This is a genomic window from Streptomyces sp. NPDC043908 (assembly GCF_056435525.1).
Map to the genome: position 1 here is coordinate 665,302 of NZ_JBWKEI010000001.1, position 24,278 is coordinate 689,579.

A 24,278-nucleotide genomic window follows, 5' to 3' on the forward strand; every position below is an offset into this window, starting at 1 on the left:
AGTGACCATGACTGTGTGGGACCGGCCGGAGCCGCCGACCAGCCCTGTGCCGCTCGACCGGGAGCGGATTGTCGCCGCCGCCGTCGCGCTGGCCGACGAGGGCGGGCTGGAGGCCGTGTCGCTGCGCAAGGTCGCCGCCCGGCTGAACGCCGGCCCGATGCGGCTCTACGGGTACATCGCCACCAAGCAGGAGCTGTTCGACCTCATGGTGGACGAGGTGCAGGGCGAGATTCTGCCCGAGGAACAGGCCGGAGACTGGCGGGAGGCGCTGCGCGTCCTCGCCCACCGCACCAGGCAGGCCGCTCTCCGCCACGAATGGCTGGCCGACCTGCTCGGCGGCCGCCCGTCCCTGGGCCCGAACGGCCTCGCCGTCACGGAGGCCACGCTGGCCGCCCTCGACGGCCTCGCCGATATCGACACCGTCATGCGCGCCGTGGAGACGGTCAGCGCCTACTACACCGGCGCGATCAGGCGCGAGGTCGCGAACCTGCGGGCCGAGCGCGCCACGGGTCTGTCCAAGCTGGACTGGCAGCGCGCCTCCGGCCCGCGTGTGACGAGGATGCTGGCCACGGGCCGCTTCCCCGCACTGACCAAGGCCGTGCACGACGGCACGGACGTGGACGCCGAGACATCCTTCGGGACCGGCCTGGAGTGGGTCCTCGACGCGGTGGCCGCCAGACTCACCCGGCCTCCGGCGTGACCAGTCGCGCGTCGCGCGCCAGCCTCGGCACGTGAGGTGAGGTCGCCTGCCGCGCGGTTCCCGGCGCGATCAGGTAATCAGGAACGGTGAACAAGGACGCGAGCAGCCCCTTCGTGCGGGTCCGGGGCGCCGGCGAGAACAACTTGCGGAACGTCGACGTCGACGTGCCGCGGGACGCGATGGTCGCCTTCACCGGCGTCTCCGGTTCGGGCAAGTCCTCGCTCGCGTTCGGCACGCTCTACGCGGAGGCCCAGCGGCGCTACTTCGAGTCCGTGGCACCGTATGCGCGAAGGCTGTTGCAGCAGGTCGGCGCACCGCACGTACAGGAGATCACCGGACTGCCACCCGCCGTGGCCCTGCAACAGCGACGCGGGTCGCCCAGCTCGCGCTCCACGGTCGGCACCCTCACCACGCTGTCCAATCTGCTGCGCATGCTGTACTCCCGCGCCGGCACCTATCCGCCCCGGACGGCACGGCTGGAAGCCGAGTCGTTCTCGCCCAACACCGCGGCCGGCGCCTGCCCGGAGTGCCACGGACTGGGCGTCGTGCACGACGTCGCCGAGGACCTGCTCGTCCCCGACCCCTCGCTCAGCATCCGCGAGGGGGCGATCGCCGCCTGGCCCGGCGCCTGGCAGGGCGCCAACCTCCGCAGTGTCGTGAACGGTCTGGGGATCGACATCGACCGACCGTGGCGCAGGCTCAGGAAGAAGGACCGGGACTGGCTGCTGTACACGGACGAGCAGCCCTCCGTGTACATCGAGCCGGAGGAGGACCGCGTCGACTACGGCTACCAGGGCAGGTTCTGGAGTGCCCGCAAGCACGTCATGCACGTCCTCGCCGACTCCAAGAGCGAGAAGATGCGCGCACGGGCGCTCCGCTTCGTCAGGAGCGTGCCGTGCCCCGAGTGCCAGGGCAGCGGACTACGGCCCGAGGCCCTCGCCGTGACCTTCGCCGGACGTTCCATCGCCGAGATCAACGCCATGCCGCTCACCGAGTTCGCCGCGCTGCTGAGGCCCGTCGCAGGGCGGGCCGAGGCCGATGCCACCACGGCGACCGCCCGATCCGGGGAGACGACCGAGGTGGCGGTCCGGATCTGCCGCGACATGGCCGCCCGGGTCGACGTCCTGCTCGGCCTGGGCCTCGGATATCTCAGCCTCGGGCGCCGCTCCACGACCCTGTCGCCCGGCGAGGCACAGCGTCTGCGCATCGCCACCCAGTTGCGCTCGGGGCTGTTCGGGGTCGTCTACGTCCTCGACGAACCCTCCGCGGGCCTGCACCCGGCCGACGCGGAACCGCTGCTGGACGTGCTGGACCGCCTCAAGGCGGCGGGCAACTCGCTGTTCGTCGTGGAGCACGACATGGACGTCGTACGGCGGGCGGACTGGGTGGTCGACATCGGCCCCGGCGCGGGGGAGGGCGGCGGACGCGTGCTCTACAGCGGCCCGGTCGCCGGTCTTGAGCGGGTCGGGGAGTCGGCCACGAGCCAGTACCTGTTCGGGCGCGCTCAGCCGCTCGATCACCGCCCGCGCACCCCGCACGGCTGGCTGCGCCTGCGCGGGGTCTCCCGCCACAATCTGCACGACGTGTCCGTCGACGTACCGCTGTGCGTACTGACGGCGGTGACGGGTGTGTCCGGTTCCGGGAAGTCGACGCTGGTGACGCAGGTGCTCGCCGAAGTCGTCCGCGGGCACCTCGGACTCGTACCCGAGGGGCCGGACGAGGCGCAGTTGGAGGTCGGCGTCCAAGACGCTTCGGGGGCGGAGTCGTTCGACCGGCTGGTCCTGGTCGACCAACGGCCCATCGGCCGGACTCCCCGGTCCAACCTGGCCACGTACACAGGCCTGTTCGACGCGGTGCGCAAGGTGTACGCGGCGACGGACGAGGCCCGGGCGCGCGGCTACTCGCCCGGGCGGTTCTCCTTCAACGTGCCCGAGGGGCGGTGCGAGACCTGCCAGGGCGAAGGTTTCGTCGCGGTGGAACTGCTGTTCCTGCCCGGCACCTACGCGCCGTGCCCGACCTGCCGGGGCGCCCGGTACAACGCCGAAACGCTGGACGTCACCTACCGCGGCAAGAACATCGCCGAAGTCCTGGCACTGTCCGTCGACGCAGCCGCCGCGTTCCTGTCCGCCGTCCCGGCCGCCTCCCGCAGTCTGGAGACGTTGCGCGAAGTGGGCCTCGGGTACCTGCGGCTGGGCCAGCCCGCGACGGAACTCAGCGGTGGCGAGGCGCAACGCATCAAACTGGCCACCGAACTCCAGCGGGCCCGCCGCGGGCACGCCCTCTATCTGCTCGACGAGCCGACGGCGGGGCTGCACCCGGCCGACATCGCCCTGCTGCTGCGGCAGTTGCACCGGCTCGTCGACGCCGGCAACACCGTCGTCCTCGTCGAGCACGACCTGGACACGATCGCCACCGCAGACTGGGTCATCGACCTCGGACCGGGAGGCGGCGACGCGGGCGGGCGCGTCGTCGCGGCGGGCCCGCCCGCCAAGGTGGCGAGAGCGCGACGCAGCGCCACCGCGCCCTACCTCGCGGCCCGGCTCGCGCGATCCTGACGACGTGTTCGGGCCGGCGTTCGCGCCGCGTCGGGTGTACGGCCCCACCACCGTTCGCGGGCCGTCGGTGCGGCGGGGCTACGCCCCCTCGAAGGCGGCGCGCAGGATGTCGCGATGGGCGCGCACATAGCGGATGTCCGCTTCGTACAGACCGGCGTGGCCCTCCGCGATGTGTTGCCGGAACGCCTCGTTGCCCCGCGCGGCCTGGTCGCGCATGAAGTCGACGAGGGCTTGCAGCCGGCCGGGGCCGATGTCAAGGACTTCGGCGCCCACCCCCGGGCCGTACGCCCGGCAGAAGTCGGCGACGCGGCGCCCCTGCTCCTGCGGCGTGCCGAAGCTCTCCGGGTTGTCCGGCCCCTGGAGCGGCGCGAAACGGTACACCGCGTAGGCGACGTCCCAGACGCGTGGTCCGGGGTGGGCCGCGTCGAAGTCGATGAAACCAACCACCACGCCGTCTTTCACCACGCTGTTGTACTGGGCGGCGTCGCCGTGGCACATGACCTCGGCGGGTTCCCGGCGTGGGAGCAGCCAGAGGTCGTCGGGGCGTGGCCGGAACGTGGTGCCGGCGTCGTGAAGGTCCCGCAGCAGCGTGGCCGCGGAGGTGAGCAGTTCGGGCGTACGCAGGTCCGGCGTGAGGGCGTCGGGGACCTCGCCGTCGAGGAAGGTGAGCAGCTCGTTGCCGTTCGCGTCGAAGCCCCGTGGCTCCGGTGCGCCGTGGAACCCCTGGGCGTGGAGGTGCCGCAGCAGCCGGTGGATCGCCGGTGTCGCCGGTGACGTCGGCCGATGGACCACGTCGCCGTGGCGGCGCACGACGTTCACGCCGCCACGGAATTCCTGCCATTCAGTCATGCCCGCCTCCGACCGGCTCACTTCCGCCGTCAAGCGACCCTATGTCAGCCCTCCGACCGTGCGACAGGGCCGATCACCTGATGGGTCGGCCCGGCGGAGGTCGGCCTCGCCGGTCAGACCCAGCCGAGCCGCGCCGCGCGCAGCCCGGCCTCGAACCGGCTGCGGGCGCCCGGCCGTTGGTTGGGCGGTGCCATGTGCGGCTCCCGGCCCCTGCGGGCCAAGCCGAAGGCGCCGGCGTCCCGTACGTACACGGGCCGTCGGCGCCTTCGGGTTCAGCTACGGATCACGACAGCGGAGCGGGCTCCTCCGGGGCGAGGGAGTTGCCGGCGGCTATTCGGCCGCAGTCGGACGGGGCGGTCCGCCCGGCGAAGCGGTCGTTCAGCCAGCTCAGCGCGGCGGGCGCCCAGGCCAGGGTCGCGCCCGTGTGGCTGAGCAGCTCGTACTGGGTGTACTTGACCGCGGAGCCGCCGGTGGCGCAGTACTGCCGGGCGAGCGCGCGCACGTCGCCGGCGACCATCACACCGTCGCCCCTGCCGATGCCCGGGCGGTTGCTGAAGGTCCCCTCCAGGACGCCTCCGTTGCCCTGGCCGATGAACCCGGGGACGGCCGGGGTGGCGGCGGAGCCGAGGTTGAGCTTGTTCATCGCCGTCAGGAAGGCGGGGATCGAGTTGGGGTTGGCGTACTCCGGCTTCGCCATCTTCTTCCAGGTCAGCCCCGGGTAGTGGCCGAGGGCATCGATGATCGAGCCGCCCTCCAGGTCCTTGTAGACGCTCAGACCGTAGCCGTTGAGGTAGCTCTTGAGGTCGATGCCGTACGAGCGGGAGACACCGATGACGGCCATGGGCACGACGCCGGACCAGGCCAGCGAGCCGTCGACGTACTTCAGGTTGTGCGCCGGGTCCACCAGCAGGCCGCCCTCGGCGTAGCCGACCAGGCGGCGGTTCACGTCCGGCGCGTAGCTCGGCGCGAGCGCGGCGGCCCAGTTCGTCGCGATGGCGCCGCCCGAGTAGCCGATGAGGCCGAACGACGTGGTGGAGTTCAGCCCGGTCTCGGCGGCCTTCGTCGCGGCGCGGATCGAGTCGAGGGTGTTGGTCCCGTACTCCGGTCCGGCGGCGAAGTTCGCCTGCTGCCCCTCGGTGTCCGGGATGACGAGGTTGTAGCCCTTCAGCAGCAGCGGCGCCATGATGAGGGACTCCGCGTTGGGAATCACACCGCCCAGGGTGACGTTGCCGGCGATCGCCCGGGAAGGGCTGTCCGCCGGGTTGAGCGAATCGTAGAACGACTGGTAGGAGACGGCCTTGCTGCTGTCACCCGTCGGGCTGCGCACCACCGTGGTGACGTTGGCGGCCGGACGGCCCTGGGCGTCGGTGGTGCGGTAGAGCAGTTGGACCGCCTTGAGGGGCGTGGGGATGCCGAGGACGTGGTACGGCAGGGTCCGCGTCTTGAGCACGGTGCCCGGCGCGAACGCGGACAGCGGCTCGCTGCCGGTGTACGTGTAGAACGAGTCGCTTGCCGAGGCCGTCGCGGCGGTCGGCGTGGCTGCCGCCGCGGCGGTGGCGGCGGGCGCGGCGGCCATGGCTGCGGCGGCGACAGCGACGGAGATCAGGCGAACGGCTGCCTTGGACATGCGTTCCTCGATTCCTGGGTGGGGGTCCGACGCGCCGGCCGGTCCGGTGCGCGGCACGCCGGGCCGGGGCGGGCGGTCCCCGGCAGGGAAGTGCGGTGAACGACGCGGCCGAGGTCCTGCCACATCTGGCCATCCCCCGGCCAGTCGTGTTACCAACCAGTAGGTGATGTCCCGGAAACATCATGCGGCCGGTAGGCGGCCGAGTCTCCGGGGTGGGGAACAGAGATGCGCGAGGTGGATTGTGACCGGATCCAACGCCGTGGAACGGGAGCGGGTGCCGCGGTTCGGCGGTGTGCCGGTCCACAAACGGCTCCAGGACGCGGCCGGTGCGCTCGAGCGCGCCGTGATGGTCCGGCTGGTCGAACGGCTCCCCGTGTACGGGACGCTGCCGGCGGAGCAGCTCGGCGGTGACATCGCCAAGCAGGTGGCGCACGGTATACGGGGCTTCGCCGCGGTTCTGCGCACCGGCGAGATGTCCGGGCAGGCCGAGGCGGCGGTGATCCGTGAGTCGTCGGCCCGGCGCGCGGACGAGGGCGTACCGCTGGAGGCCGTGGTCGGTGCCTACCACCTCGGTGCGGAGGAGTGCGCCGCCCAGGTCTTCTCGGCGGCCGAACCGGACGACCTGGCCGACGTCCTGCTGGTGCAGCGCCAGATGCTCGCGTACCTGCGGCTGGTGAGCTGCGAGGTGGCCGCCGGGTACGTGCAGGAGCGGCAGACGGCGCTCAGCGACGAACAGGTCGCCCTCCAGTCACTGCTGTCCCGGCTGCTGGAGGGCGGCAGCCCGCAGTACGCGGCCGAGCGGGCCGGCATCCGGCTGCCGCCCTGCTACCTGGTGCTGAGCCTCGCGGTGGGGCCGCACCCGGACGAGCTGGTGCCCGGCGTGAACCACTCGGTCGCCGCCCGCCGCAAGCTCCGGCGGCTACGCAACGAGATCCAGCGCCACACGACGGGCGTTCCGCTCTCCGTGCTGTCCGGCAGCGGCGGCCTGGTGCTCATCCCGTACGAGACTCCGCCGGCCGACTTCGGCCCGGCGGACCGGGCGCGGCTGTCCCGGCTGGTCGAGCAGCTCGGCCTGGTGTGCGGCGCCGAGCTGCTCGCCGCCGCGACGACCGCGGCGCCCGAAGGGGTGGCGAACGCCGCCCGGCTGGCCGGGGAGGTACGCGCGGTGGCCGAGGCGTCCGGCCGGGGGCCCGGGCTGTACCTGCTCGACGACGTGCTGCTGGAGTACCAGTTGAGCCGGCCCAGCCCGGCCAGGGCGGGACTGGCCGCACTGCTCGACCCGCTGGACGCCCGCCCGGAGCTGCTGGACACGCTGCGCGCCTTCCTGGCGCTGGGCCTCGACCGCCGCCGGGCCGCCGCCCGGCTCCAGGTCCACCCGAACACGGTCGACTATCGCCTGCGCAAGGCAACCGAACTCACCGGCCTGGACGCTTCCCGTGGCGCCGACATCCTCACTCTGCGCGCGGCCTTGTCCGCCCATGACGCCCTACATCATGCCAAACCGCCGCAAACCGGCCCGTGACGTCACAGTGGCCGAACGAGCGGCGGGCCCGAGAGGGGTCCCGCCGCGAGGCGGACGGTCAGTGCTGAGCGAACTGGGCCCCTGTGGGTTGCACGGCTTGCGGACGCAGGGCGATGCCGTTGAAGGTCAGCCGTTCTCCGTAGATGTCGGTGATCCTGATGGCGCCGCCGCACCCGTTGCCGTCGGGGGAGAGGAAGTAGTTGTAGCCGGTACGGGTCAGTTGGCGCCAGCCGCCGCGGGTGCGGACCTCCAGCCGCGCGAGCGGGTTGCGGTGGCCCAGTGCCTGGATGCCGCACCAGTAGGGGCTGGAGCCCGTCTTGTAGCGGATCGATATCGCACGCGGTACGTCGGGGCTCAGCAGACTCCAGGTGATGGCGAGCCGGCCGGTCGAGATGGGGGCCAGTTTGGCGAAGGCCTGCTCGCTGAGGTCGAGTTGGCCCGGCGCGCAGGGCAGAGGGCACTCGTTGGTGATCCGCACGGTGACAGAGGCGCCGTTTGCCGCGTGAAGGCGCACATACGCTCCGCAGGCCTTGGAGGTCTCGTAGTCGGTGGTGTTCATCGCCGCGATCATCATGTCGTCGCTCGGCCCGTAGGAGCAGGCGCCGTCCCCGACCCCGGCCTTGTAGACGGTGGCGACCCCCCGGTAGGTGTGCTTGGGCCGAATCCGCCCGGCAACGGATGCGGTGGTGGGCCGGGACGGGGAGGCCGATGGGGGCGCGGACGTGGTCGGGGAGGCAGTCCGGGACGTGGCACCCGGAGTAGGGGTCCTCGTGCCGGGCGACGAGGTCGTAGAGGGGGCCGCCGGGGAGGCAGGGGAGCGCTCGTCACCTGGGGAGGTCGGTGAGGGCGCGCCCCGGGAGTCGGCGACGGCCGTGTTCCGTCCGGTAGTCCCCCTGCCGTCCGGTTGCAGGGTCATGACCAGGCAGACGAGAAGACCGGTGACGACCAGCGCTGTGGCGCTGCCCACCATCAGCCTTCTTCTGTGCCTGCGCTGTCGGGCGGCCTGACGTGTCTCTTTCATGTCCATCCGTTCGAAGAGCGTGCGGTGTCCCCTCACTCAGTGGCCACAGGCGACGAGAAGGTTGCCACCGACTCTTCAGCCGGATCGGCGTATACGTGCAAGAGGGCTTGCGATCACGGCGACAGGCGGCGCCGGGCCTGGTCGCGTGATCGACGGGCGACCGGCGCCCGGGAACGCTCAGCGTCGGCGACCGCGTCGCCTCGGAGGAGCCCATCCGGCCCCCACACCGGCTGAGTGCATGGCGAGGAGGGCGAGTCCTACCAGCATGAGACTCGTCGGGCTGAAGACCGTCTCGGTTGACGTCTCCGTCGCGTGGATGACGAAGGCGATGACGAAGAGCACGGCCGCCACGATTGCCAGCATCTGTCTTCTCCTGCCGATGGACGGCGAACCACCGGCCTGTCCGGTGGTCGCGCAGACAGACGAGTTCCCCCCTCAGCCGTGGTCATGCGTCACAACGCCACCTGCACGACCGACGGGGGAAGCCGGCAACCGCCCCCCACCGCCGTAGCGGTAGCCAACCACTGCGCCAGCCGCGACCTCCGCGTTCGGAAGGGAGCGTTCACGGCGTCGGTGGTCCTTGGGTCCCGTTCTGGTGGAGGTTCGTGAGCGGAACGCTCTGTGACGCGGCTTCCGTCGTGCGTTGACGGTCTCCCTGCTCGGCGGGCCCGTGTTCCGGTACGGCCTGGATACGGAGTGTCGCGTCGGGGGCGAGCCGGGCGAGGACGGGACGGTTGGCGGAGTCCGTTGCCAGGGAGACCGCCCCGACCACGGCGCCGGGAACAGTGCTCCAGCGCGGGGCCCGCCCGGTGTCCAGAAGGACCAGGCTCGTACCGCCGTCGTTGTTGCGGGTGGCCAGCAGCACTCCGTCGGGGACCGGGCTCAGTGTGAGCGGACCATAGCCGCGGCTGCCCAGGTCGACGTGCTCGTCGCGCCACGCTCCACCACCGGCCGGCAGGGTGCGCACGAGTACGCGCGCGTTCCCGGCCTGGCGGAAGGCGAGGAGCAGCGAGCCGTCGGGCCGGGCCAGCGCCGCCGGTGGATCGGCCGGGGCGGGCAGCCCGGTGGGGACGACCGCGAACGGTCCTCCCGGGTACCGCTGCGCCCAGTGGCGGACGGTGTGGTGGCCGGCACCGAAGACATGCACGATGCCACGCGGGTCGGTGACGGCGCTGAGTCCTTCCTGTACTTCGGCGCCACCGAGGTCCGACCAGTCGCTCCACGTACCGTCCGGGCGCTGACTGCGGACGGAGACGCCCTTGGCCCAGTTGCGTGCGAACAACCAGGTGGTGCCGTCGGCGCCGCGCGTCACGACGGGCCCGCCGACCCGGCGGCCGTGCTCGGGATCGCGGTCGGGGGTGCCCAGCGAGACCCACGCGCCGAACGGCCCGCCCCGGCGCGTCTGTTGCGCCATGACGATCTCACGCCGGTTGTCCGTCGCCCGTGCCCCGAGGGCGGTGATGCGCTCGGCGAACAGCTGCAGGCGCCCGTCCTGCGTCGACGAGGCCGTCAGGCCCGGCAACAGTCCACTGCCCGCCAGGAACGCCGGCGCCGTCCATTGACCGCTGCGGGGGGCGGTCTCCTGCCACAGCGCGGCCTGCCCGTTGAGGACGGCGAACGCGGTCAGCGTCCCGTCGGCGTCCTGTCGCAGTTGCGGTGCCGCGGTGGGGTAGCGCAAGGAGGTGCGCTGGAGCCATCCGGTGCCGTAGGAGCGGTCCCGGCCGACGTCGTAGTCACCGCAGCCACCGAGGGCCTTTTCGTCGCAGCTCTGCGGTGAGCCTCCGTAGGCGTTGAGGACGTCGGCCTTGTCGCGGACGATCTGCGCGGGGAGGGCCTGCGGCCAGCGCTCGTTGTAGTAGCCGCGGAAGGCGGTGACGGCGTGCGGCGCCCGGTAGCGGTCGAGTGCGGCGTAGGTGAACAGCGCGACGGCGGTGTGGTCGGGGTGGTCCGAGTAGCCGCGCTGGTCGTGGTGGGCGCGGTGCTTGGCGTCGCGGACCTGCATGTCCGGGTCGGGGTCCATGGTGCGTACGAGCGTGGGCCGGTAGCTGCCCATGAGGTGGGCCAGCGCGGCTATCAGCGACGCGCGCGTGACCGGATGCGATGTGTGAGCCGGTGAGCCCGTGCCCACCAGGGTCCGCGTGACCGTGTGGGGGTCCTCCCAGAGGTGCCGCAGGTCGAGGTCGGGGGTGCTTCCGTGGGAGGGGGAGTGCTGGGACACACCGAGGAAGGCCAAACGGATGCCCGGGTGGTGGCTCAGGGCGTCCACTTCTATGAAGGTGCCGTCCGGGAGGGCCGTGGCCTGCCTGGACCAAGGCGTCTTGGGGTCGCCGGTCGCCATGAGCGCGTAGGCCTGGCGCAGGCCCTGACGGCGGGCGCCGGCGTAGTCGGCGACGTTGGGCTTGGGGGACTTGCGGCCGGGGACCTTGTTGAGGCCCTGGGCTTCGCCACTGGTCACATAGACGCTGATGAGCTGGTCATTGGCGTCTATGGACTGCTGGAGCTCGGGGTTCATGAAGTACAGGTCGTCGTCCGGGTGGGCGAGGACCTGCATGACCCGGACACCGCTCGAACCGTCCCGGGACGCCTGCACCGTGCCGCGCTTGTGGACCGGCGGGGCGGCGAGCGTCGATGAAGCGGGAGTGCAGGCCGAAATTGCCGCGGAAAGGGCTATGAGTCCGGCGATGAGGGCGCGGCGAGCGGGCTGAGGCGGCACGGGAGGTCTTTCGCGGGTGGAGGCATACGGGCGGGGCGAGGAGCGCGCACGACTCCTGGGAGGAGGCGTGCACCGGCACGGTGGTCTGCCCGAGGCATGGCACGGCGTTGTCCCGGGCCTACGGGATGCGGGTCGGGCTGATGGCGGCGCCGGGGCGTGAGCGGCAGGGTCGACGTTACGAAGAGCGCACGTAGGTATTCCATCGGCGATGTAACAGTTGTCCGGACATTGCCATGCGAAGGTGTTAAGTCGCCCCGGCCGCCCGCGGCCTCGCTGAGTGGGCGGTACGACATCACTGACCGGACTGCCGGTGTTCCTGCCGAGCAACAGGCGGCCGCCCGCTGCCGGGGCACCGGCACGGCATCTATCAGCAAGGCCTGGTTTGTGTTGAACTGTGCGACACAGGCTTCAGGCGACGGTGGGGTGAGCGCGGTGCCTCTTGAGGGTGAGTACGAGCCGAGCCCGGCGCAGTGGGTGCGCGAACAGGTCGAGTTGTACGAGAGCTCGGGCGGCGCGCGGGGCGGGACGCTGTGGGACACGGGTCTGCCCGTCGTCATTCTCACGACGCGCGGCGCGAAGAGCGGCAAGCTCCGCAAGATCCCGCTGATGAGGGTGGAGCACGAGGGACGGTATGCGGCCGTCGCCTCGAAGGGCGGTTTCCCGCGTCACCCCGTCTGGTACTTCAACCTCAAGGCCGATCCGCACGTGGAGCTCCAGGACGGCTCGGTGCGCCGGGACATGACGGCTCGTGAGGTCAGTGGGGAGGAGAAGGCCAAGTGGTGGGAGCGCGCCGTCGCCGCGTATCCCCCGTACGCCGAGTATCAGGCGGCGACCGACCGCGTCATCCCCGTCTTCGTGCTGGAGCCCGTGCCGTCGCCCTCGCTCCTGGCGTAGCAGCACTGCGTCGGAAGAACCCCCAAGAAGCGGGCGATAGCTGAGCATGCCGCAGCGCGGTGGACGTCTTCCCACCGTCACAATTTCTCTTTGGTGGCCGAGTCCTGCAGTATGTCCGGCAGCCTTCCATACCATTCAGGAGTGACGCCACTGTGAGCGAGCAGCCGCCGCAGCCTTCCCAGCCGCACGGTTACGGCTATCCGAACCAGAGTCCCGGCGCGGCAGGCCAGGCCGGTCCCTACGGCCACCCGCAGGGCGGCAACCCGCAGGCCCCCGGCGGCTACCCCCCGCCCGGCTACCAGCAGGCGCCGGGCTACCCGCCGCCCCCGGGGTTCTACACGGGCGACCCCAACGCGCCCTACGGCTACGACCCGTACGGCCGCCCGTACTCGGACAAGTCGAAGATCATCGCCGGGATCCTCCAGCTCTGCCTCGGCACGCTGGGCATCGGCCGCTTCTACGCCGGTTCCGTGGGAGTGGGCCTGGCCCAGCTGTTCACCTGCGGCGGCCTCGGCATCTGGGCACTGATCGACGGCATCATGTACCTGGTCGGCAACGACCGTACCGATGCTCAGGGCCGACTCCTGCGTGGTTGATGTGCCCCATCCGGCGCCGACGCGGAAGCGTCTGTTCCGGCACCCCGCGGCGGCGCCCCTGGCGGTGCTCGCCGCGGGCGTCGCGGGGGCTTGCTACCTGTGGGGTACGAATCCCCACGAGGGCGGCCACCTGCTGCCCGCCTGCCCCTTCCGGCTTGTCACCGGACTGTTGTGCCCGGCCTGCGGCGGCACCCGCATGACGTACGACCTGATGCACGGTCACCTCGGCGCGGCTTGGCTGGACAACCGGGGCCTGCTGCTCGCCGCGCCGTTCGCGCTCGCCTTGTGCGGTCGCTGGGCGCTGGAAAGCCTGCGCGGCCGTTCCTGGCGACCGAGGATCGCCCCGGCCGTGCAGGTGCTGATCCTGGTGACGGCGGTGGCCTGGGCAGTGGTCCGCAACCTCGTCTGACATCCCCGGGTGCACCAGGTAGGGCCCTACGGAGCGATCGTCATCCCGTTCGGCGGCCCCCTGTAGGCAAGTGGTTTCGGGTGGTTGTCAGTGGCGTCTGATCTACTGCCTGCAGGTGAACCCGGGACGGGGAGAAGAACGATGGGTGTGCTGACCGACTACTTCCGTGCGCCGGATGCGGCATCGGTGGTGCGGGTGCTGGAACAGGCGGACGGTGGTTCTCCGCTTTTCACGGAGCCGCCGGCGTTCGACGGCGTCGAAGCCAAGCGTGTGGATCCCGCCGTGGTGCTGGCGCTGCTGATCGCCGCCATCCGGCAGATCGAGTGGCGCGTGGATCTGGTGGAGGAGACGGCCGTATGGCCCACCTCCCCGCCACCATCCGGCCCGCACAGCCCGGAGGACGAGGACGACCCGTGGGCGACGGGACCGTGGGTATCGGAACTCCCATCTGCGGTACGCGACACCTTGGCAGGAGTGCACGACTCCGAGATACCGGCCGTCGTCGCCAGATGGGTGCGGGCCGAGGAGCTGGGGGGAGCGCGCGCCGAAGATATACAGCCCCTGGCCGAAGAACTCATCCTGCTTGCCAGGCAGGCTCGCGGCGCTGACGATCGGCTCTACTGCTGGATGTCGCTGTGAGTGTGTCCGGCCTGACTGTCCGCGTCATCTCGCGGGCTTCCGCGCACGGTTGAACGGGACAGACACCGACCGACAACCCGTCCATCAGCGGCCGAAGGTGAGCCGTGGTGCCGCGTTGCGAGCCAGCGTGTGGACTTGGTCGGGCCACCAGACTCCTGCGGCCGGATCGACGATGCCGTACTCGGGGTCGATCGTCCCGCCGGTGTTCCGCGTACAGCTGCCGTCGGATTCGCCGGGGATCTTGATCCAGAGGTAGGCGTCGACGAGGGGGACGCCGGTGTTGGCGGTGGGGCGCGGGCCGAGTCCTCGGCCGGGCGCGTTGCACCAGGGCTCCGGGTCTCCGCTGTACTTGCCCGGCTCCGGGGCCCAGGCGCCAAGACCGTTGCGGCCGGTGTCGATGACGAAGTGACGCAGCTTGTCGGCGGGCGGGTTGCCCACGTTCTGGTCGAACCATGCGTCGGTCCATCGCCAGGTGGTGGGGTCGGTGGAGGAGACGGAGTTGCCGGGGGTGCCGTCGTTGGGGGCGGCGGAGGAGTAGTACTGGCTCGCGCACCAGTCGGTGTGGCCGCGCGCCTGCTCGGGCCCCTCGGTGGCGAACCACATGCACTTCGCCGTCCAGGTGCCGTACTTGGCGTTGTGCTCGGTGGGGTGGTAGTTGGACACGTTCAGCGCGAAGCCGTCGCCGTAGCGGACCCCGGCGTCCAGCAGTCGCTGTGCCATCTCACCGACGGAACGCCACTGGACGTTCCCCGCGTCCAGGTATACCGCGGTGCGCGGCTTGGCCTTCAGGGTTCTGACGGCGTATTGGAGATCGGCGATCCGGGCGGCCGTGCGTTCGCCGGTCGGGTCCACGGTGGGCCCGCATTCCCGGGGCAGGAGGGCCGTGCCGTCGGGTTCCACGACGACGACCGCCTTGCTGTCGCCGATGGCTGCGGCGAAGGCGTCGATCCACTGCCGGTAGGCAGCCGAGGACGCGGCGCCGCCGCTGGAGTACTGCGCGCAGTCCCGGCCCGGGATGTTGTAGGCGACCAGGACGGGAGTCCGGTTGACCGCACGGGCCCGGCGCACGAGCCCGCTCACCTTCGAGCGCACCTCGGTGGGTGTGCCCTCGGTGAACCACTCGGCCTGCGGCCAGCTCGCGAGCTTGGCCATGTTCACGGCGTTCTCGGTGTCGCCGTTGCGGAAGTCCACGAAAGCCTGCTTCGCGGCCTTGCTGTGCGGGTCCACGTAGAACTTCGTGGCCGGGGGGATCGCTTCCCGCGAGGGCGAGGGCGTAGGTGTGGCCTGCGCGTGCGTCGCGGTGAGAGCGGCGCAGGCGGTGAGGGCCGCGGCGATGGCGGCCGCGCGGCGCCGTGGGCTGCGTGGAGTCATGGCTGCTTTCTGGTCGATGAGCGGGGCGGGGGAGCGCCTGACGTCGCCCGGTGTCCCGGCGGACAGTCCATCGCCCGGCCGGGTGGTGGGAGTCCTGGTCAGTAGCCGTAGATCATCTTGTAGGCGACTTCCGGGAGGTACTGTCCGGCCGTGGAGCCGGCCCCGGCGCCGCAGTTGCCGTCCGACTCGCCGGGGGTCTTGATCCACAGCAGCATCTCGGCTCCTCCGCCTGTCCGGGTGGGTGTGCCGATGCGGCGGCCCGAGGGGTTGCACCACTGTCCGTTGGAGCCGTTGCCGTTGCGACTGGTGTCCACGACGAACGGCTTGGTGTAGCCGAAGCGGGCGCTGAGTTCGCCGTTGACGGCGTTGCCGTAGGCGGTGTTCTCGGCGGTGGTGAAGTAGTTGGAGACGTTGAGTGAGAAGCCGTGGGCCTGACGGAGACCGGCTTCGTGCAGGCGCCGGGCCATGGTCGCCGCGTCTATCCAGTGCGCGTTGCCGGCGTCCAGATACACCCAGGTGTTGGGGGCCTGGCGGTGGAACTCGGCGAGGGCTCCGGTGATCATGCCCTCGCGTTCGTCGACCTGGGCCTGTGTCAGGCAGCCGTAGTCCGCGATCGAGTCCGGTTCGAGGACGACGACGGCCGGGCGGTTGGCGATGCCGCCGGCGAACTGGGCGATCCAGGTGGCGTAGGCGGACGGCGAGGAGGCTCCGCCCGAGGAGTGCCCACCGCAGGAGTCACGGTTGTAGATGTTGTAGGCGACGAGGACGGGCAGCTTGTCCCGGTAGTCCGCCGCTCCGACGTAGGCACCCGTGGCGGCGCCGATGGAGCCGCTCCAGGAGCCGAACCAGCGGGCCATCGGCGTGTTGGCGATGGAGGCGTTGATCGCGGACGCCCGCCCGTCAGCAGGGTTGGCGGCCACCCATCTCTTCGGGCTGGAGTCGGGGTCCACGTAGAACCCGCTGGTCATGGTGGTCGGATCGGCCGCGTGGGCGGATGGTGCGGCCGCGAATGCCAGCGGCAGAGCTGAGAGAGCTGCGGCCATGGCGCGGAGTCGGCGCATGAGCGGACCTCGTTCTCCTGACGGGGATGCGGCACGCTCTCGTCCCGAGCATGCGGCACTGAGGGAAGTGCGGTGAAACGATTACTGGGAGCGCTCCCACTGGAAGCGTTCCCAACAGTGCGGCGGAACCGTTGGTGTTGTGGTCGGTATGGTGTGACGAGGTAGTTGAGCTGTCAAGGGTCAACACGCGGACAGGCGCTTCGACTTGTGTATAGGCTCGTGACGAGCAGATAACTGGAAGCGCTCCCAATTGAGTGACAGGCACGCGTCTTTGCTGGTCTCCGGCTCGCCACCCGCGGGTGGCGGTGGCGTGGGCCGTACTGGGAGGCTGCCCGTCCGGTTGGAGGGGGAAGGGTTCGTCGTCCATGGCAGAGGGTGCACCCCGTCGGCAGCCGACACTCGACGAGGTGGCCGAGCGTGCCGGCGTCTCCCGCTCCGTGGCCTCCCGCGCCCTCAACCGCGCTCCGCACGTCAGCCGTGCCAAGCGGGAGGCGGTCGAACGGGCCGTACGGCAGCTGGGGTACGTACCCAATCCGACCGCCCGCGCTCTGGCGACGCGGCAGACCGGAGCGGCGGCCCTCGTGGTCTCGGGAGAGAGCCCGTCGATCTTCGCCGATCCGTTCTTCGCCCAGGTGATCGTGGGGGCGTCGGCTGCCCTGGAGGAGGCCGACCTGCATCTGATGCTGTGCCTGGCCGCCTCCGACCGGGGCCGCAAGCGGGTCGAGGAGCTTCTTCGGTCCAGGGGCGCGGACGGGGTGATGCTCATGGCGCTCCGTGAGGACGATCCACTGGCCCGTATGGCGGAGGAGGCGCAGATGCCCGTCGTGTTCGGTGGACGCCCCGTCGGCTCGACCCCCCGGTGGTACGTGGACGTCGACAATGTCGGCGGAGCGCGCGAGGCGACCGAGTACCTGGTCGCGCGCGGCAGCACAAGCGTGGCCGCGATCTGCGGGCGCCTGGACACCGAGGCCGGACGCGCCCGGTACCGCGGCTACCGGGACGCCATGCTGGGCGCCGGCCTCGAACCGTTCCCCCCGTGGGAGGGCGACTTCACCGAGCCCAGCGGAGCCGCCGTCATGGCCGCGCTGCTGGCCGACCATCCCGGTGTGGACGGGGTGTTCGCGGCCAACGACAACATGGCGGCGGGAGCGCTGCGCACGTTGCGGGAGGCCGGCCGACGGGTCCCCGCGGACGTCGCCGTGGTGGGCTTCGACGACCTGGCGGTCGCCCAGGTCACCGATCCGCCACTCACCACCGTCCACCAGCCCATAGAGGCTCTGGGGCGGGAGACGGCGCGCATGCTCGTCTCGCTCGTCAACGGGCAGGAGCGCACTCCGCTCATCCTTCCGACCCGCTTGGTCGTACGTTCCAGCGCCTGAGGGTTTCGACCGGCCCTTCAGCGGTACGGCGGGTAAGGCCGGGAGGCCGTCCCCGCGCGCTTGCCCAGAGGCAGAAGCAAGCCGTATTCGCAGGCTGACGTGCACCTCAGCCTTCGAAAGATTTCGAAGGCACACCCGAATCATGCGAGATGTATTGACGGGAGCGCTCCGCCTCGTATGATCCAGGGTGCTCGATGAGTCGACCGTCGTTCGTCATATCGAACGCCATGGAGCCAATCCACCGACCCAGGCGCGCCGCGCCCTCGCAGTGAGGTCGACAGATGGTCATGTCATGCCCTGATCAACGCTCGGGTCGTCGCCGAGCCCTGGCCGCGGCCGGCCACCACCGGCGCCCTGCTGCTCCACACCGCAGCCCGTACGACCGACGCGGTGTTCACCAACCCGGTGGCCGCGTCTGGCGGGCCCTGACCTCACCCCACCAGCCGCACTACCCAACCCCCCGCGAATCCATAGAGGAGAACCATGAACAATCCCCTGAAACGGCTCGGCCGTCGTCGGGCCTCGGTCTTATCCCTGCTGACCGTGGCCGCCCTGGTGACGCCGGCCGCCGCGACGGCCGCACCCCGTGCCGTGCAGGCCTCCACCCTCGGAGCGCAAGCCGCGCAGTCGGGGCGCTACTTCGGAGCGGCGGTGGCGGCCGGAAGGCTCGGCGACGGTACGTACACCTCCATCCTGGACCGTGAGTTCACCTCGGTCACCCCCGAGAACGAGATGAAGTGGGACACCACCGAGCGGTCCCGCGGCTCGTTCAACTTCGGCCCCGGCGACCAGATCGTCAACCGCGCGGCGGCCCACGGCCAGCGCGTGCGCGGACACACCCTCGTATGGCACTCCCAGCTGCCCGGCTGGGTCAGTTCCCTCACCGACGCGAACACCCTGCGCAGCGTGATGAACAACCACATCACCACCGTGGCGAACCACTACAAGGGCCGCATCCACTCCTGGGACGTGGTCAACGAGGCGTTCGCGGACGGCGGCAGCGGCCAGCACCGTTCCTCGGTGTTCCAGAACCTGCTGGGCAACGGCTTCATCGAGCAGGCCTTCCGTACCGCGCGCTCGGCGGACCCCGCGGCCAAGCTCTGCTACAACGACTACAACATCGAGGACTGGAACGCCGCCAAGACCCAGGGCGTCTACCGCATGGTCCGCGACTTCAAGGCGCGAGGCGTGCCCATCGACTGCGTCGGTTTCCAGTCCCACTTCGGCACCGGCGGCCCGCCGTCCACCTTCCAGACCACGCTCGCCAACTTCGCCGCCCTCGGCGTCGATGTCCAGCTCACCGAACTGGACATCGCACAAGCCCCGCCGACGGCCTACGCGAACACGGTGCGGGCTTGCATGAACGTCGCCCGCTGCACCGGTATCACCGTCTGGGGAATCCGCGACAGCGACTCCTGGCGTTCCGGCGAGAACCCGCTGCTCTTCGACCGCTACGGCAACAGGAAGCCGGCCTACCAGTCCGCCCTGACCGCCCTCGGCGGCAGGGCGGCGGCGCCCGGCACCGCACCGGCGCCGCGGTCCGCCACCGCGCTCCCCTCGTCCTTCCGGTGGAGTTCGAGCGGACCGCTGATCGCCCCCAAGCCGGACGCCGGCCACAACATCGCCGGGATCAAGGACCCGTCGGTCGTCTACTACAACGGCAAGTACCACGTCTTCGCCAGTACGGCGAGCGCCGCCGGATACAACCTGGTGTACCTGAGCTTCTCCGACTGGTCGCAGGCCGGCTCGGCCACCCACCACTACCTGGACCGCACCGCCATCGGCGCCGGGTACCGGGCCGCACCCCAGGTCTTCTACAACGCGCCGCAACGTCTGTGGTACCTGGTCTACCAGACCGGCAACGCGTCGTACTCCACCAACCCCGACATCAGCAACCCCAACGGGTGGAGCGCACCCCGCAACTTCTACTCGTCGATGCCGGACATCATCCGCAAGAACATCGGCAACGGCTACTGGGTCGACATGTGGGTGATCTGCGACAACGCCAACTGCTACCTGTTCTCCTCCGACGACAACGGGCACCTGTACCGCTCGCAGACCACCGTCGGCCAGTTCCCGAACGGTTTCACCAACACCGCCATCGCCGCGCAGGACTCCAGGAACGCGCTGTTCGAAGCGAGCAACGTCTACAAGGTGCAGGGCACCAACCAGTACCTGCTCCTCGTCGAGGCCATCGGATCCGACGGGCGGCGCTACTTCCGCTCCTGGACCGCCGGCAGCCTCGCCGGTTCCTGGACCCCGCTCGCCGCGTCCGAGAGCAACCCCTTCGCCCGGGCGAACAACGTCACCTTCCCCGCGGGCGCCTGGAGCCGGGACATCAGTCACGGTGAGATGATCCGCGCGGGCTATGACCAGACGCTGACGATCCCCTCCTGCCGGCTTCAGTACCTGTACCAGGGACTGAACCCCAACGCGGGTGGCGACTACAACAGCCTGCCGTGGCGGCTGGGCCTGCTCACCCAGACCAACTCGACCTGCTGACCCACCGGCCGCGTGGGCCCCGCCGTTCCTGCGGGGCCCACGTTCTGCGGCGGCCGGCGGACTGAGGTGGACGGCTCCGGCCGCAGTCGCGGGGAACGCTTCTTCGGCCGGAGGCGCCGTCGCTGCTGAACGACCGTGTTCCTAGACCCCGGGAATCTCCCGGGCCTTGAACGCCGCGCGCACCGCGTCCGCCGCGCTCGCCCCGTACATGCGCTGCGCGGTCGCGACCGTCGTCAGCGCCGCGTCCTGGAAGCTGGTGTCCGCGCGGAAGCCGAACTGCGCGTTCACGATGATCCGGTCGGCGGTCCGGGCGCCGAGGGCCTTGCGGATGTCGAACAACGCCCGGGACCAGATCTCGCCGTCCGCGTGCACCTCCCCGACCCGGTCCGCGTACACCTTCGTCCCGTCGATGCGGCGCAGACAGTGCGGAGCCGCGCTGTAGGCGACCGAGTCCCAGTCGGCGACGCAGGCCAGGTCGGTCTTGAGCGGCCACCTGTATTTGGCGTCGGCGTACGCGCCGACCGTGACGGCCAGATAGTCGCCGAACGCCTCGCCGATCGCACCGGCCTCCGGTGACGCGCCGAAGCCGGGAACCTGCGCGTTGTGCACCGCGTGCCCGTACTCGTGGACGATGACCTCGGCGTCCTCGGCATCGTCCACCCCGCCCTTGCCGAAGCGGATCTCGGCCTTCTTGTCGGTGAAGAAGGAGTTGTCCGCACCCCACTGGTTGATCCGTACGGGCTGCGCGCGGTCGTTGGCGCCGGGCAGTTCGCCGCCGAAGCCCAGGCCCTGCAGGTACTCCTGGGCCTCGTTGACCCAGAAGTACGCCATGACCTGCTCGAACTGGTCGTCGTTGCGGCTGTAGGTCCCGACGTCCGTGAGCCGTGCCGAGGCGCCGGTGTCCGAACGTACGGTCGCCCACCTGCCCGACAGCGAGCCGCTGCCGTCCAGATTGCGCAGCGCGGCCACGGCGTACGCGGACGCGGGCACGGCGGCGTTGCCGTCCTTGCCGTCGGTCAGCGACTGGTCGCCGGAGGACTGGACGGGGTTGACCATGAACAGCCGGGCTTGCGGAAGCGCGGTGTCGGACGCGGCGGAGGTCCCTGCGGGCAGGGCGGAGACCGGGCCGGCCTGGGTGAGGAGCGCCACGGTGGCAGCGGCCGCGGCGACGAGGCCACGGGATGTGCGGCGAGCCATACAAATCCTCCGGTGGGGCGGTGGCGGGGAGGTGGCGTGGGGGGTGCGGCGGCGATCCTCGCGTACGCGGCCCCGCTTTGACCAGGCCCAGGACGAGATTCCTGGGGAGGCCGTGCTGAAGAGACCACTCCCTGGAAAACCGGAAAACCGGCGGACCGGAAAACCGGCGGACCGGCGGACCGGTGGCGGGACGAGCGTCCCTCAGCCCGGTTGGCCCTGACCGTCCACCTCCAGGTTCGCGCGGAGAGCGGCGAGGGCGGGGACAAGGAGTTTCAGGTCGGCGGCCGGAACCGTCGCGGTCAGGGAGGCGAGCGCGCCTTCCACCACGGGCCGGGAGGCCGCCAGCACCTTCTCGCCCTCGGGCGTGAGGTGCAGTACCGAGGAGCGGCGGTCCTGCGGGTGCGCGACACGCACGCACCAGCCCGTGGCCACCAGCCGGTCGACCGCCTTGCTGACGGCCCCCACGGTGAGGGCCACCTCGCCCACGATGTCGAGTACGCGGCACCCGTCGACCCGTTCGATGATGTGCAGGAACTCGAACTGGCCCAGGGCCAGGCCGCATTCGGCGCGCAGCCGGGCGCCGACGGCGTTGTACTCCCGACAGCAGCGCCACGCCCTGGGCACCCTGCCCCGCTCCGCCCCTCGCAGCGAGACGACACTCACCCCCGACGAACTGCGCACGTCGTTCGCCCCGGTCATGACGCGACCGGCGCCGGCTGGCGTCACCATCCGCAGAACCGTCCTCGGCGGACGCCCCGCCGTGGACCCGGAACCGATCGGAGCCGCCGACCGCGGACGGCTGCTGTACCTCCACGGAGGCGGCTACGTCGTCGGCTCACCGGACACCCATACCTGCCTGGCCGGTGAACGCGCCGCCCGTGCCGGACTGCGGACCCCCTCGGTGGACCACCGCCTGGCGCGGTCATCCGCGAGAACAGCGCGTGCTGGCTCGACGCACCGGCGACCTACGCCCGCCAACGGCGGCGCGAACACCTACAGCGCATGGACCCGGCCGACCTTCACCAACTGCGCGGGGACCGCGTAGCGTTCGGCGGCTCGACGGCAGCGACACCCGGAGGCGCTCTGGACGCCGGTGTCGCTGCCGTCGGGTGTTTTCCGCCCTCAACCGCCCGCCGTCTGCTCAGCGGCAGGGCATGCTCATGTAGAGCGCCTGCTCGCCCTCGGAGGCGGTGCCGTCATAGAGCGAGGTGTCCAGGCCGCAGAAGGCGAAGCCCAGCTTCTGGTAGGCGTGGATCGCGGGGGCGTTGACGCTGGTGACCTCCAGCCAGATGTGTCCGGCGCCCCGCTCGCGGGCGAAGCCCACGGCCAGCCCCATGAGCGCCCTCCCGACGCCCCGGCCCCGGTGCTCCGGAGCCACCTCGATGTCCTCGATGACGAGTCGGCGGTTCCAGGGTGCGTACGAGACGGCGATGAACCCCGCCAGGCCCCCGCCGGACCCGAGAGCGACAAACGTGCGGGAGTCCTGGTCGTCCTCGCCGCCCTCGTCACCGTCGTCCGGCTCGTCCTGGGGGAACACCTTGGTCAGGGGCGGGTCCACCGGCACTTCTCGCAGCGTGAAGCCGTCCGCGGTGAGGCTCACCCGGAAGACCGTGTCGGTGGTGAAGGAGCCGTCCAGCGCGGAGATGGCTTCGCTGTCCTCGGGGACGGCGGCGCGGAACCGGTACACCGTGTCGTCAGCAGTGGTCATGGCACAACGCTACGTCGATCGGGGGCGATTGTGCCGACGTGCCGTCCCGGTACGGCCTACGGACGCCGCCGCCCCGCCGGGTGCCCGGCAACGCATCCGCTCGCGGTCCGGTCCGGCTCTCAGCCCCGCAGTGCCCTGGTCAGTCGTACAGACGTCACGGTCGTCTTGATGCCGCTGTCCACCAGTCGTCCGTGTGCGTCGAAGGCATCGGGGCCGTCCGTCATGCCGAAGTCGTTGTCGTTGATGAGCGCGAGGGTGTCCGGGCCGGTCAGGGCGATGCCCTCGATCTTGCCGGGGACGCCCGGGACCTGGCCGAAGTCGGCCACCAGGGTCTTGCGCAGGAACGGCGTACCGGCCGGTGCGGAGTCGTCCAGCTGCTCGTACGAGGGGGAGGTCGTGGGGTCGTCCCAGGCGCTGCCGAGGATGCCGGGGCCGTGCGGGAGCCGTACGCGGTGGACGCGGGAGGTCTTGTCGGTGCGCTCCTGCACCAGGAGCGTGTCGCGGCCGACGGCCACGAGGGAGGAGATCTTCAACTCGGACGTGTCGTGCTGGCCGGGGTCGACCACCTCCACAGGGTCGAAGCGGTAGGCGTACTCGGCCGTCACCGCGCGCTGCTTCGGTGAGAACCGCAGCAGGCGCGTGTTGCGGGAGGCGTTGCCGACGCCCGCGTCCGGCACGGACAGGGGACTCTGCACGGCCAGGACCAGATCGCCGCCGGGAAGGTGGGCCAGGCCCTCGAAGCCCCGGTTGGTCTTGCGCTTGAGGAGGATGCCGGGCAGAGACTCCACGACGGGGTAGTCGGCGCCCTTGAGCCCGAGTCCCTTGGGGACGTACCGCGTGAGGACCCTGCCGCGTGCCGAGACGTGCACGAGTGACGGCCCGTACTCGTCGACGAGCCAGAAGGTACCGTCGGCCGCGCGCACGATCCCCTCGGTGTCCAGGCCGTTCGGGTCGTAACCGAGTGGGATCTTCGCGTCGTACGTGTACGGGGCCTCGTCCCGCGAGGCCTGGTTGGGCAGCCCCGTGACGGGCTTGCCGGAGCGGGTGGTGAGCGGGATCGCCTGGAGCACCTGGACGCGGGGGCCGGACACGCGGATGCGGACGATCGCGGGGTCGAAGCCGGGGACCGGGAAGGTGCGGCGCTTGGCGCCGGCGACCTTGATCTGGCCGTTGGGCCCGCGGTCGGTCACCGTCCAGAACTCCCCTTTGTGCCCAGCGGGGTAGAGGTCGCTGCCTATGCCGCCGAGGTCGATACCACGGTCGTCCGCGACCGAGCCGGGCAGCAGGAGGTTGCTGAACGAGCCGAGCGGGATGTCCCCGAGCGTGGCGGTCGCCACGACGCGTGCGCCCCCGGGCACGCGACCGTCCGCCGCGGTGGGCACGCCCGTGGCGGTCCCGGCCACCGTGACGGTCGCGAGCAGGGCGAGCGGGACGCCCGCCGCGAGTGAGCGGCGTACGGTGCGCTGGGTGTGCGCGAGGGATGACATCGGGCCTCCTGGCCGGCGGGGCATGTGACTGCGGCCAAGCTGGTGGCT

General features: G+C 71.0%; 22 protein-coding genes. 10 read left to right on the forward strand and 12 right to left on the reverse strand.

The window, feature by feature from the left end; translation table 11 throughout:
• Window positions 1-7 precede the first annotated feature (7 nt).
• Both AC069K_RS03140 and uvrA read left to right on the forward strand, forming a co-directional pair.
• Window positions 8-700 (forward strand): TetR/AcrR family transcriptional regulator, encoded by a 693-nt coding sequence (locus AC069K_RS03140; protein WP_478612008.1) that lies wholly within the window; start codon window positions 8-10, stop codon window positions 698-700.
• An 86-nt stretch (window positions 701-786) separates the two neighbouring features.
• Window positions 787-3,255: an excinuclease ABC subunit UvrA gene (gene uvrA / locus AC069K_RS03145; protein WP_478611592.1), complete on the forward strand. Its 2,469-nt coding sequence runs from the start codon at window positions 787-789 to the stop codon at window positions 3,253-3,255.
• A 78-nt stretch (window positions 3,256-3,333) separates the two neighbouring features.
• Here uvrA and AC069K_RS03150 read toward each other — a convergent pair whose 3' ends face one another.
• The 3 genes from AC069K_RS03150 to AC069K_RS03160 all read right to left on the reverse strand — a co-directional run bounded on the left by AC069K_RS03150 (window position 3,334) and on the right by AC069K_RS03160 (window position 5,731).
• Window positions 3,334-4,104: an aminoglycoside phosphotransferase family protein gene (locus AC069K_RS03150; RefSeq protein WP_478611594.1), complete on the reverse strand. Its 771-nt coding sequence runs from the start codon at window positions 4,102-4,104 to the stop codon at window positions 3,334-3,336.
• Window positions 4,105-4,217: 113 nt separating this feature from the next.
• Window positions 4,218-4,355 (reverse strand): hypothetical protein, encoded by a 138-nt coding sequence (locus AC069K_RS03155; protein ID WP_478611596.1) that lies wholly within the window; start codon window positions 4,353-4,355, stop codon window positions 4,218-4,220.
• Window positions 4,356-4,387: 32 nt separating this feature from the next.
• Window positions 4,388-5,731, reverse strand: coding sequence for a lipase family protein (locus tag AC069K_RS03160; RefSeq protein WP_478611598.1), 1,344 nt, complete (start codon window positions 5,729-5,731; stop codon window positions 4,388-4,390).
• A 241-nt stretch (window positions 5,732-5,972) separates the two neighbouring features.
• On the opposite strand from AC069K_RS03160, the gene AC069K_RS03165 reads away from it, so the two are divergent.
• On the forward strand, window positions 5,973-7,253 hold the full coding sequence (locus AC069K_RS03165; RefSeq protein WP_478611600.1) for a PucR family transcriptional regulator: 1,281 nt from the start codon (window positions 5,973-5,975) through the stop codon (window positions 7,251-7,253).
• Between the two features lie 58 nt (window positions 7,254-7,311).
• Here the strand turns inward: AC069K_RS03165 and AC069K_RS03170 are convergent, their stop codons facing one another.
• The 3 genes from AC069K_RS03170 to AC069K_RS03180 all read right to left on the reverse strand — a co-directional run bounded on the left by AC069K_RS03170 (window position 7,312) and on the right by AC069K_RS03180 (window position 10,825).
• On the reverse strand, window positions 7,312-8,274 hold the full coding sequence (locus AC069K_RS03170) for an expansin EXLX1 family cellulose-binding protein (protein WP_478611602.1): 963 nt from the start codon (window positions 8,272-8,274) through the stop codon (window positions 7,312-7,314).
• Between the two features lie 177 nt (window positions 8,275-8,451).
• A complete protein-coding gene (locus AC069K_RS03175) occupies window positions 8,452-8,637 on the reverse strand; it encodes a hypothetical protein (RefSeq protein WP_478611604.1) in 186 nt (61 codons plus the stop codon).
• A 199-nt stretch (window positions 8,638-8,836) separates the two neighbouring features.
• A complete protein-coding gene (locus tag AC069K_RS03180; protein ID WP_478611606.1) occupies window positions 8,837-10,825 on the reverse strand; it encodes a PIG-L family deacetylase in 1,989 nt (662 codons plus the stop codon).
• A 594-nt stretch (window positions 10,826-11,419) separates the two neighbouring features.
• Between AC069K_RS03180 and AC069K_RS03185 the strand changes: the two genes are divergently transcribed.
• The 4 genes from AC069K_RS03185 (at window position 11,420) to AC069K_RS03200 (ending at window position 13,525) form a co-directional block, all read left to right on the forward strand.
• Window positions 11,420-11,881 (forward strand): nitroreductase family deazaflavin-dependent oxidoreductase, encoded by a 462-nt coding sequence (locus tag AC069K_RS03185; RefSeq protein ID WP_478611608.1) that lies wholly within the window; start codon window positions 11,420-11,422, stop codon window positions 11,879-11,881.
• Between the two features lie 152 nt (window positions 11,882-12,033).
• Window positions 12,034-12,477, forward strand: a complete 444-nt coding sequence (locus AC069K_RS03190) for a TM2 domain-containing protein (protein ID WP_365107917.1) — start codon at window positions 12,034-12,036, stop codon at window positions 12,475-12,477.
• The gene (locus tag AC069K_RS03195) at window positions 12,470-12,886 is read left to right on the forward strand and encodes a DUF2752 domain-containing protein (RefSeq protein WP_478611610.1); all 417 of its coding nucleotides are present in this window, start codon (window positions 12,470-12,472) and stop codon (window positions 12,884-12,886) included. The genes AC069K_RS03190 and AC069K_RS03195 overlap by 8 nt, the downstream gene beginning before the upstream one ends.
• Before the next feature lie 141 nt (window positions 12,887-13,027).
• A complete protein-coding gene (locus AC069K_RS03200) occupies window positions 13,028-13,525 on the forward strand; it encodes a hypothetical protein (RefSeq protein ID WP_365107923.1) in 498 nt (165 codons plus the stop codon).
• An 84-nt stretch (window positions 13,526-13,609) separates the two neighbouring features.
• Here the strand turns inward: AC069K_RS03200 and AC069K_RS03205 are convergent, their stop codons facing one another.
• Both AC069K_RS03205 and AC069K_RS03210 read right to left on the reverse strand, forming a co-directional pair.
• Window positions 13,610-14,896, reverse strand: a complete 1,287-nt coding sequence (locus tag AC069K_RS03205; protein WP_478611611.1) for a glycoside hydrolase family 6 protein — start codon at window positions 14,894-14,896, stop codon at window positions 13,610-13,612.
• A gap of 98 nt (window positions 14,897-14,994) precedes the next feature.
• Window positions 14,995-15,939 (reverse strand): glycoside hydrolase family 6 protein, encoded by a 945-nt coding sequence (locus AC069K_RS03210; protein WP_365107928.1) that lies wholly within the window; start codon window positions 15,937-15,939, stop codon window positions 14,995-14,997.
• Between the two features lie 383 nt (window positions 15,940-16,322).
• On the opposite strand from AC069K_RS03210, the gene AC069K_RS03215 reads away from it, so the two are divergent.
• Window positions 16,323-17,336: a LacI family DNA-binding transcriptional regulator gene (locus tag AC069K_RS03215; RefSeq protein WP_478611614.1), complete on the forward strand. Its 1,014-nt coding sequence runs from the start codon at window positions 16,323-16,325 to the stop codon at window positions 17,334-17,336.
• A gap of 483 nt (window positions 17,337-17,819) precedes the next feature.
• The gene (locus AC069K_RS03220) at window positions 17,820-19,838 is read left to right on the forward strand and encodes a glycoside hydrolase (RefSeq protein ID WP_478611616.1); all 2,019 of its coding nucleotides are present in this window, start codon (window positions 17,820-17,822) and stop codon (window positions 19,836-19,838) included.
• A gap of 141 nt (window positions 19,839-19,979) precedes the next feature.
• Here the strand turns inward: AC069K_RS03220 and AC069K_RS03225 are convergent, their stop codons facing one another.
• Both AC069K_RS03225 and AC069K_RS03230 read right to left on the reverse strand, forming a co-directional pair.
• Window positions 19,980-21,035, reverse strand: coding sequence for a M4 family metallopeptidase (locus AC069K_RS03225; RefSeq protein ID WP_478611618.1), 1,056 nt, complete (start codon window positions 21,033-21,035; stop codon window positions 19,980-19,982).
• Window positions 21,036-21,236: 201 nt separating this feature from the next.
• The gene (locus AC069K_RS03230) at window positions 21,237-21,734 is read right to left on the reverse strand and encodes a MarR family winged helix-turn-helix transcriptional regulator (protein WP_478611620.1); all 498 of its coding nucleotides are present in this window, start codon (window positions 21,732-21,734) and stop codon (window positions 21,237-21,239) included.
• Between AC069K_RS03230 and AC069K_RS03235 the strand changes: the two genes are divergently transcribed.
• Window positions 21,733-22,080 carry an alpha/beta hydrolase fold domain-containing protein gene (locus tag AC069K_RS03235; protein ID WP_478611622.1) on the forward strand — a complete coding sequence of 116 codons (348 nt, stop codon included), beginning with the start codon at window positions 21,733-21,735 and terminating at the stop codon, window positions 22,078-22,080. The genes AC069K_RS03230 and AC069K_RS03235 overlap by 2 nt on opposite strands.
• Window positions 22,081-22,176: 96 nt before the next feature.
• On the opposite strand, the gene AC069K_RS03240 is transcribed toward AC069K_RS03235, so the two are convergent.
• Both AC069K_RS03240 and AC069K_RS03245 read right to left on the reverse strand, forming a co-directional pair.
• Window positions 22,177-22,743, reverse strand: coding sequence for a GNAT family N-acetyltransferase (locus AC069K_RS03240; protein WP_478611624.1), 567 nt, complete (start codon window positions 22,741-22,743; stop codon window positions 22,177-22,179).
• Window positions 22,744-22,862: 119 nt separating this feature from the next.
• Entirely contained in the window at window positions 22,863-24,230 is a 1,368-nt protein-coding gene (locus AC069K_RS03245) for an esterase-like activity of phytase family protein (protein ID WP_478611626.1), read from the reverse strand.
• Window positions 24,231-24,278 lie beyond the last annotated feature (48 nt).

Excerpts from the sequence above, each read along its gene's own strand:
- AC069K_RS03140 (WP_478612008.1), top strand. The coding sequence starts at position 8 with ATGACTGTGTGGGACCGGCCGGAGCCGCCGACCAGCCCTGTGCCGCTC.
- AC069K_RS03170 (WP_478611602.1), bottom strand. The coding sequence starts at position 8,274 with ATGAAAGAGACACGTCAGGCCGCCCGACAGCGCAGGCACAGAAGAAGG.
- AC069K_RS03150 (WP_478611594.1), bottom strand. The coding sequence starts at position 4,104 with ATGACTGAATGGCAGGAATTCCGTGGCGGCGTGAACGTCGTGCGCCGC.
- AC069K_RS03215 (WP_478611614.1), top strand. The coding sequence starts at position 16,323 with ATGGCAGAGGGTGCACCCCGTCGGCAGCCGACACTCGACGAGGTGGCC.
- AC069K_RS03160 (WP_478611598.1), bottom strand. The coding sequence starts at position 5,731 with ATGTCCAAGGCAGCCGTTCGCCTGATCTCCGTCGCTGTCGCCGCCGCA.
- AC069K_RS03245 (WP_478611626.1), bottom strand. The coding sequence starts at position 24,230 with ATGTCATCCCTCGCGCACACCCAGCGCACCGTACGCCGCTCACTCGCG.
- AC069K_RS03205 (WP_478611611.1), bottom strand. The coding sequence starts at position 14,896 with ATGACTCCACGCAGCCCACGGCGCCGCGCGGCCGCCATCGCCGCGGCC.
- AC069K_RS03225 (WP_478611618.1), bottom strand. The coding sequence starts at position 21,035 with ATGGCTCGCCGCACATCCCGTGGCCTCGTCGCCGCGGCCGCTGCCACC.
- AC069K_RS03220 (WP_478611616.1), top strand. The coding sequence starts at position 17,820 with ATGAACAATCCCCTGAAACGGCTCGGCCGTCGTCGGGCCTCGGTCTTA.
- AC069K_RS03230 (WP_478611620.1), bottom strand. The coding sequence starts at position 21,734 with ATGACCGGGGCGAACGACGTGCGCAGTTCGTCGGGGGTGAGTGTCGTC.
- AC069K_RS03175 (WP_478611604.1), bottom strand. The coding sequence starts at position 8,637 with ATGCTGGCAATCGTGGCGGCCGTGCTCTTCGTCATCGCCTTCGTCATC.
- AC069K_RS03180 (WP_478611606.1), bottom strand. The coding sequence starts at position 10,825 with ATGCAGGTCCTCGCCCACCCGGACGACGACCTGTACTTCATGAACCCC.
- AC069K_RS03200 (WP_365107923.1), top strand. The coding sequence starts at position 13,028 with ATGGGTGTGCTGACCGACTACTTCCGTGCGCCGGATGCGGCATCGGTG.
- AC069K_RS03210 (WP_365107928.1), bottom strand. The coding sequence starts at position 15,939 with ATGGCCGCAGCTCTCTCAGCTCTGCCGCTGGCATTCGCGGCCGCACCA.
- AC069K_RS03235 (WP_478611622.1), top strand. The coding sequence starts at position 21,733 with ATGACGCGACCGGCGCCGGCTGGCGTCACCATCCGCAGAACCGTCCTC.
- AC069K_RS03240 (WP_478611624.1), bottom strand. The coding sequence starts at position 22,743 with ATGACCACTGCTGACGACACGGTGTACCGGTTCCGCGCCGCCGTCCCC.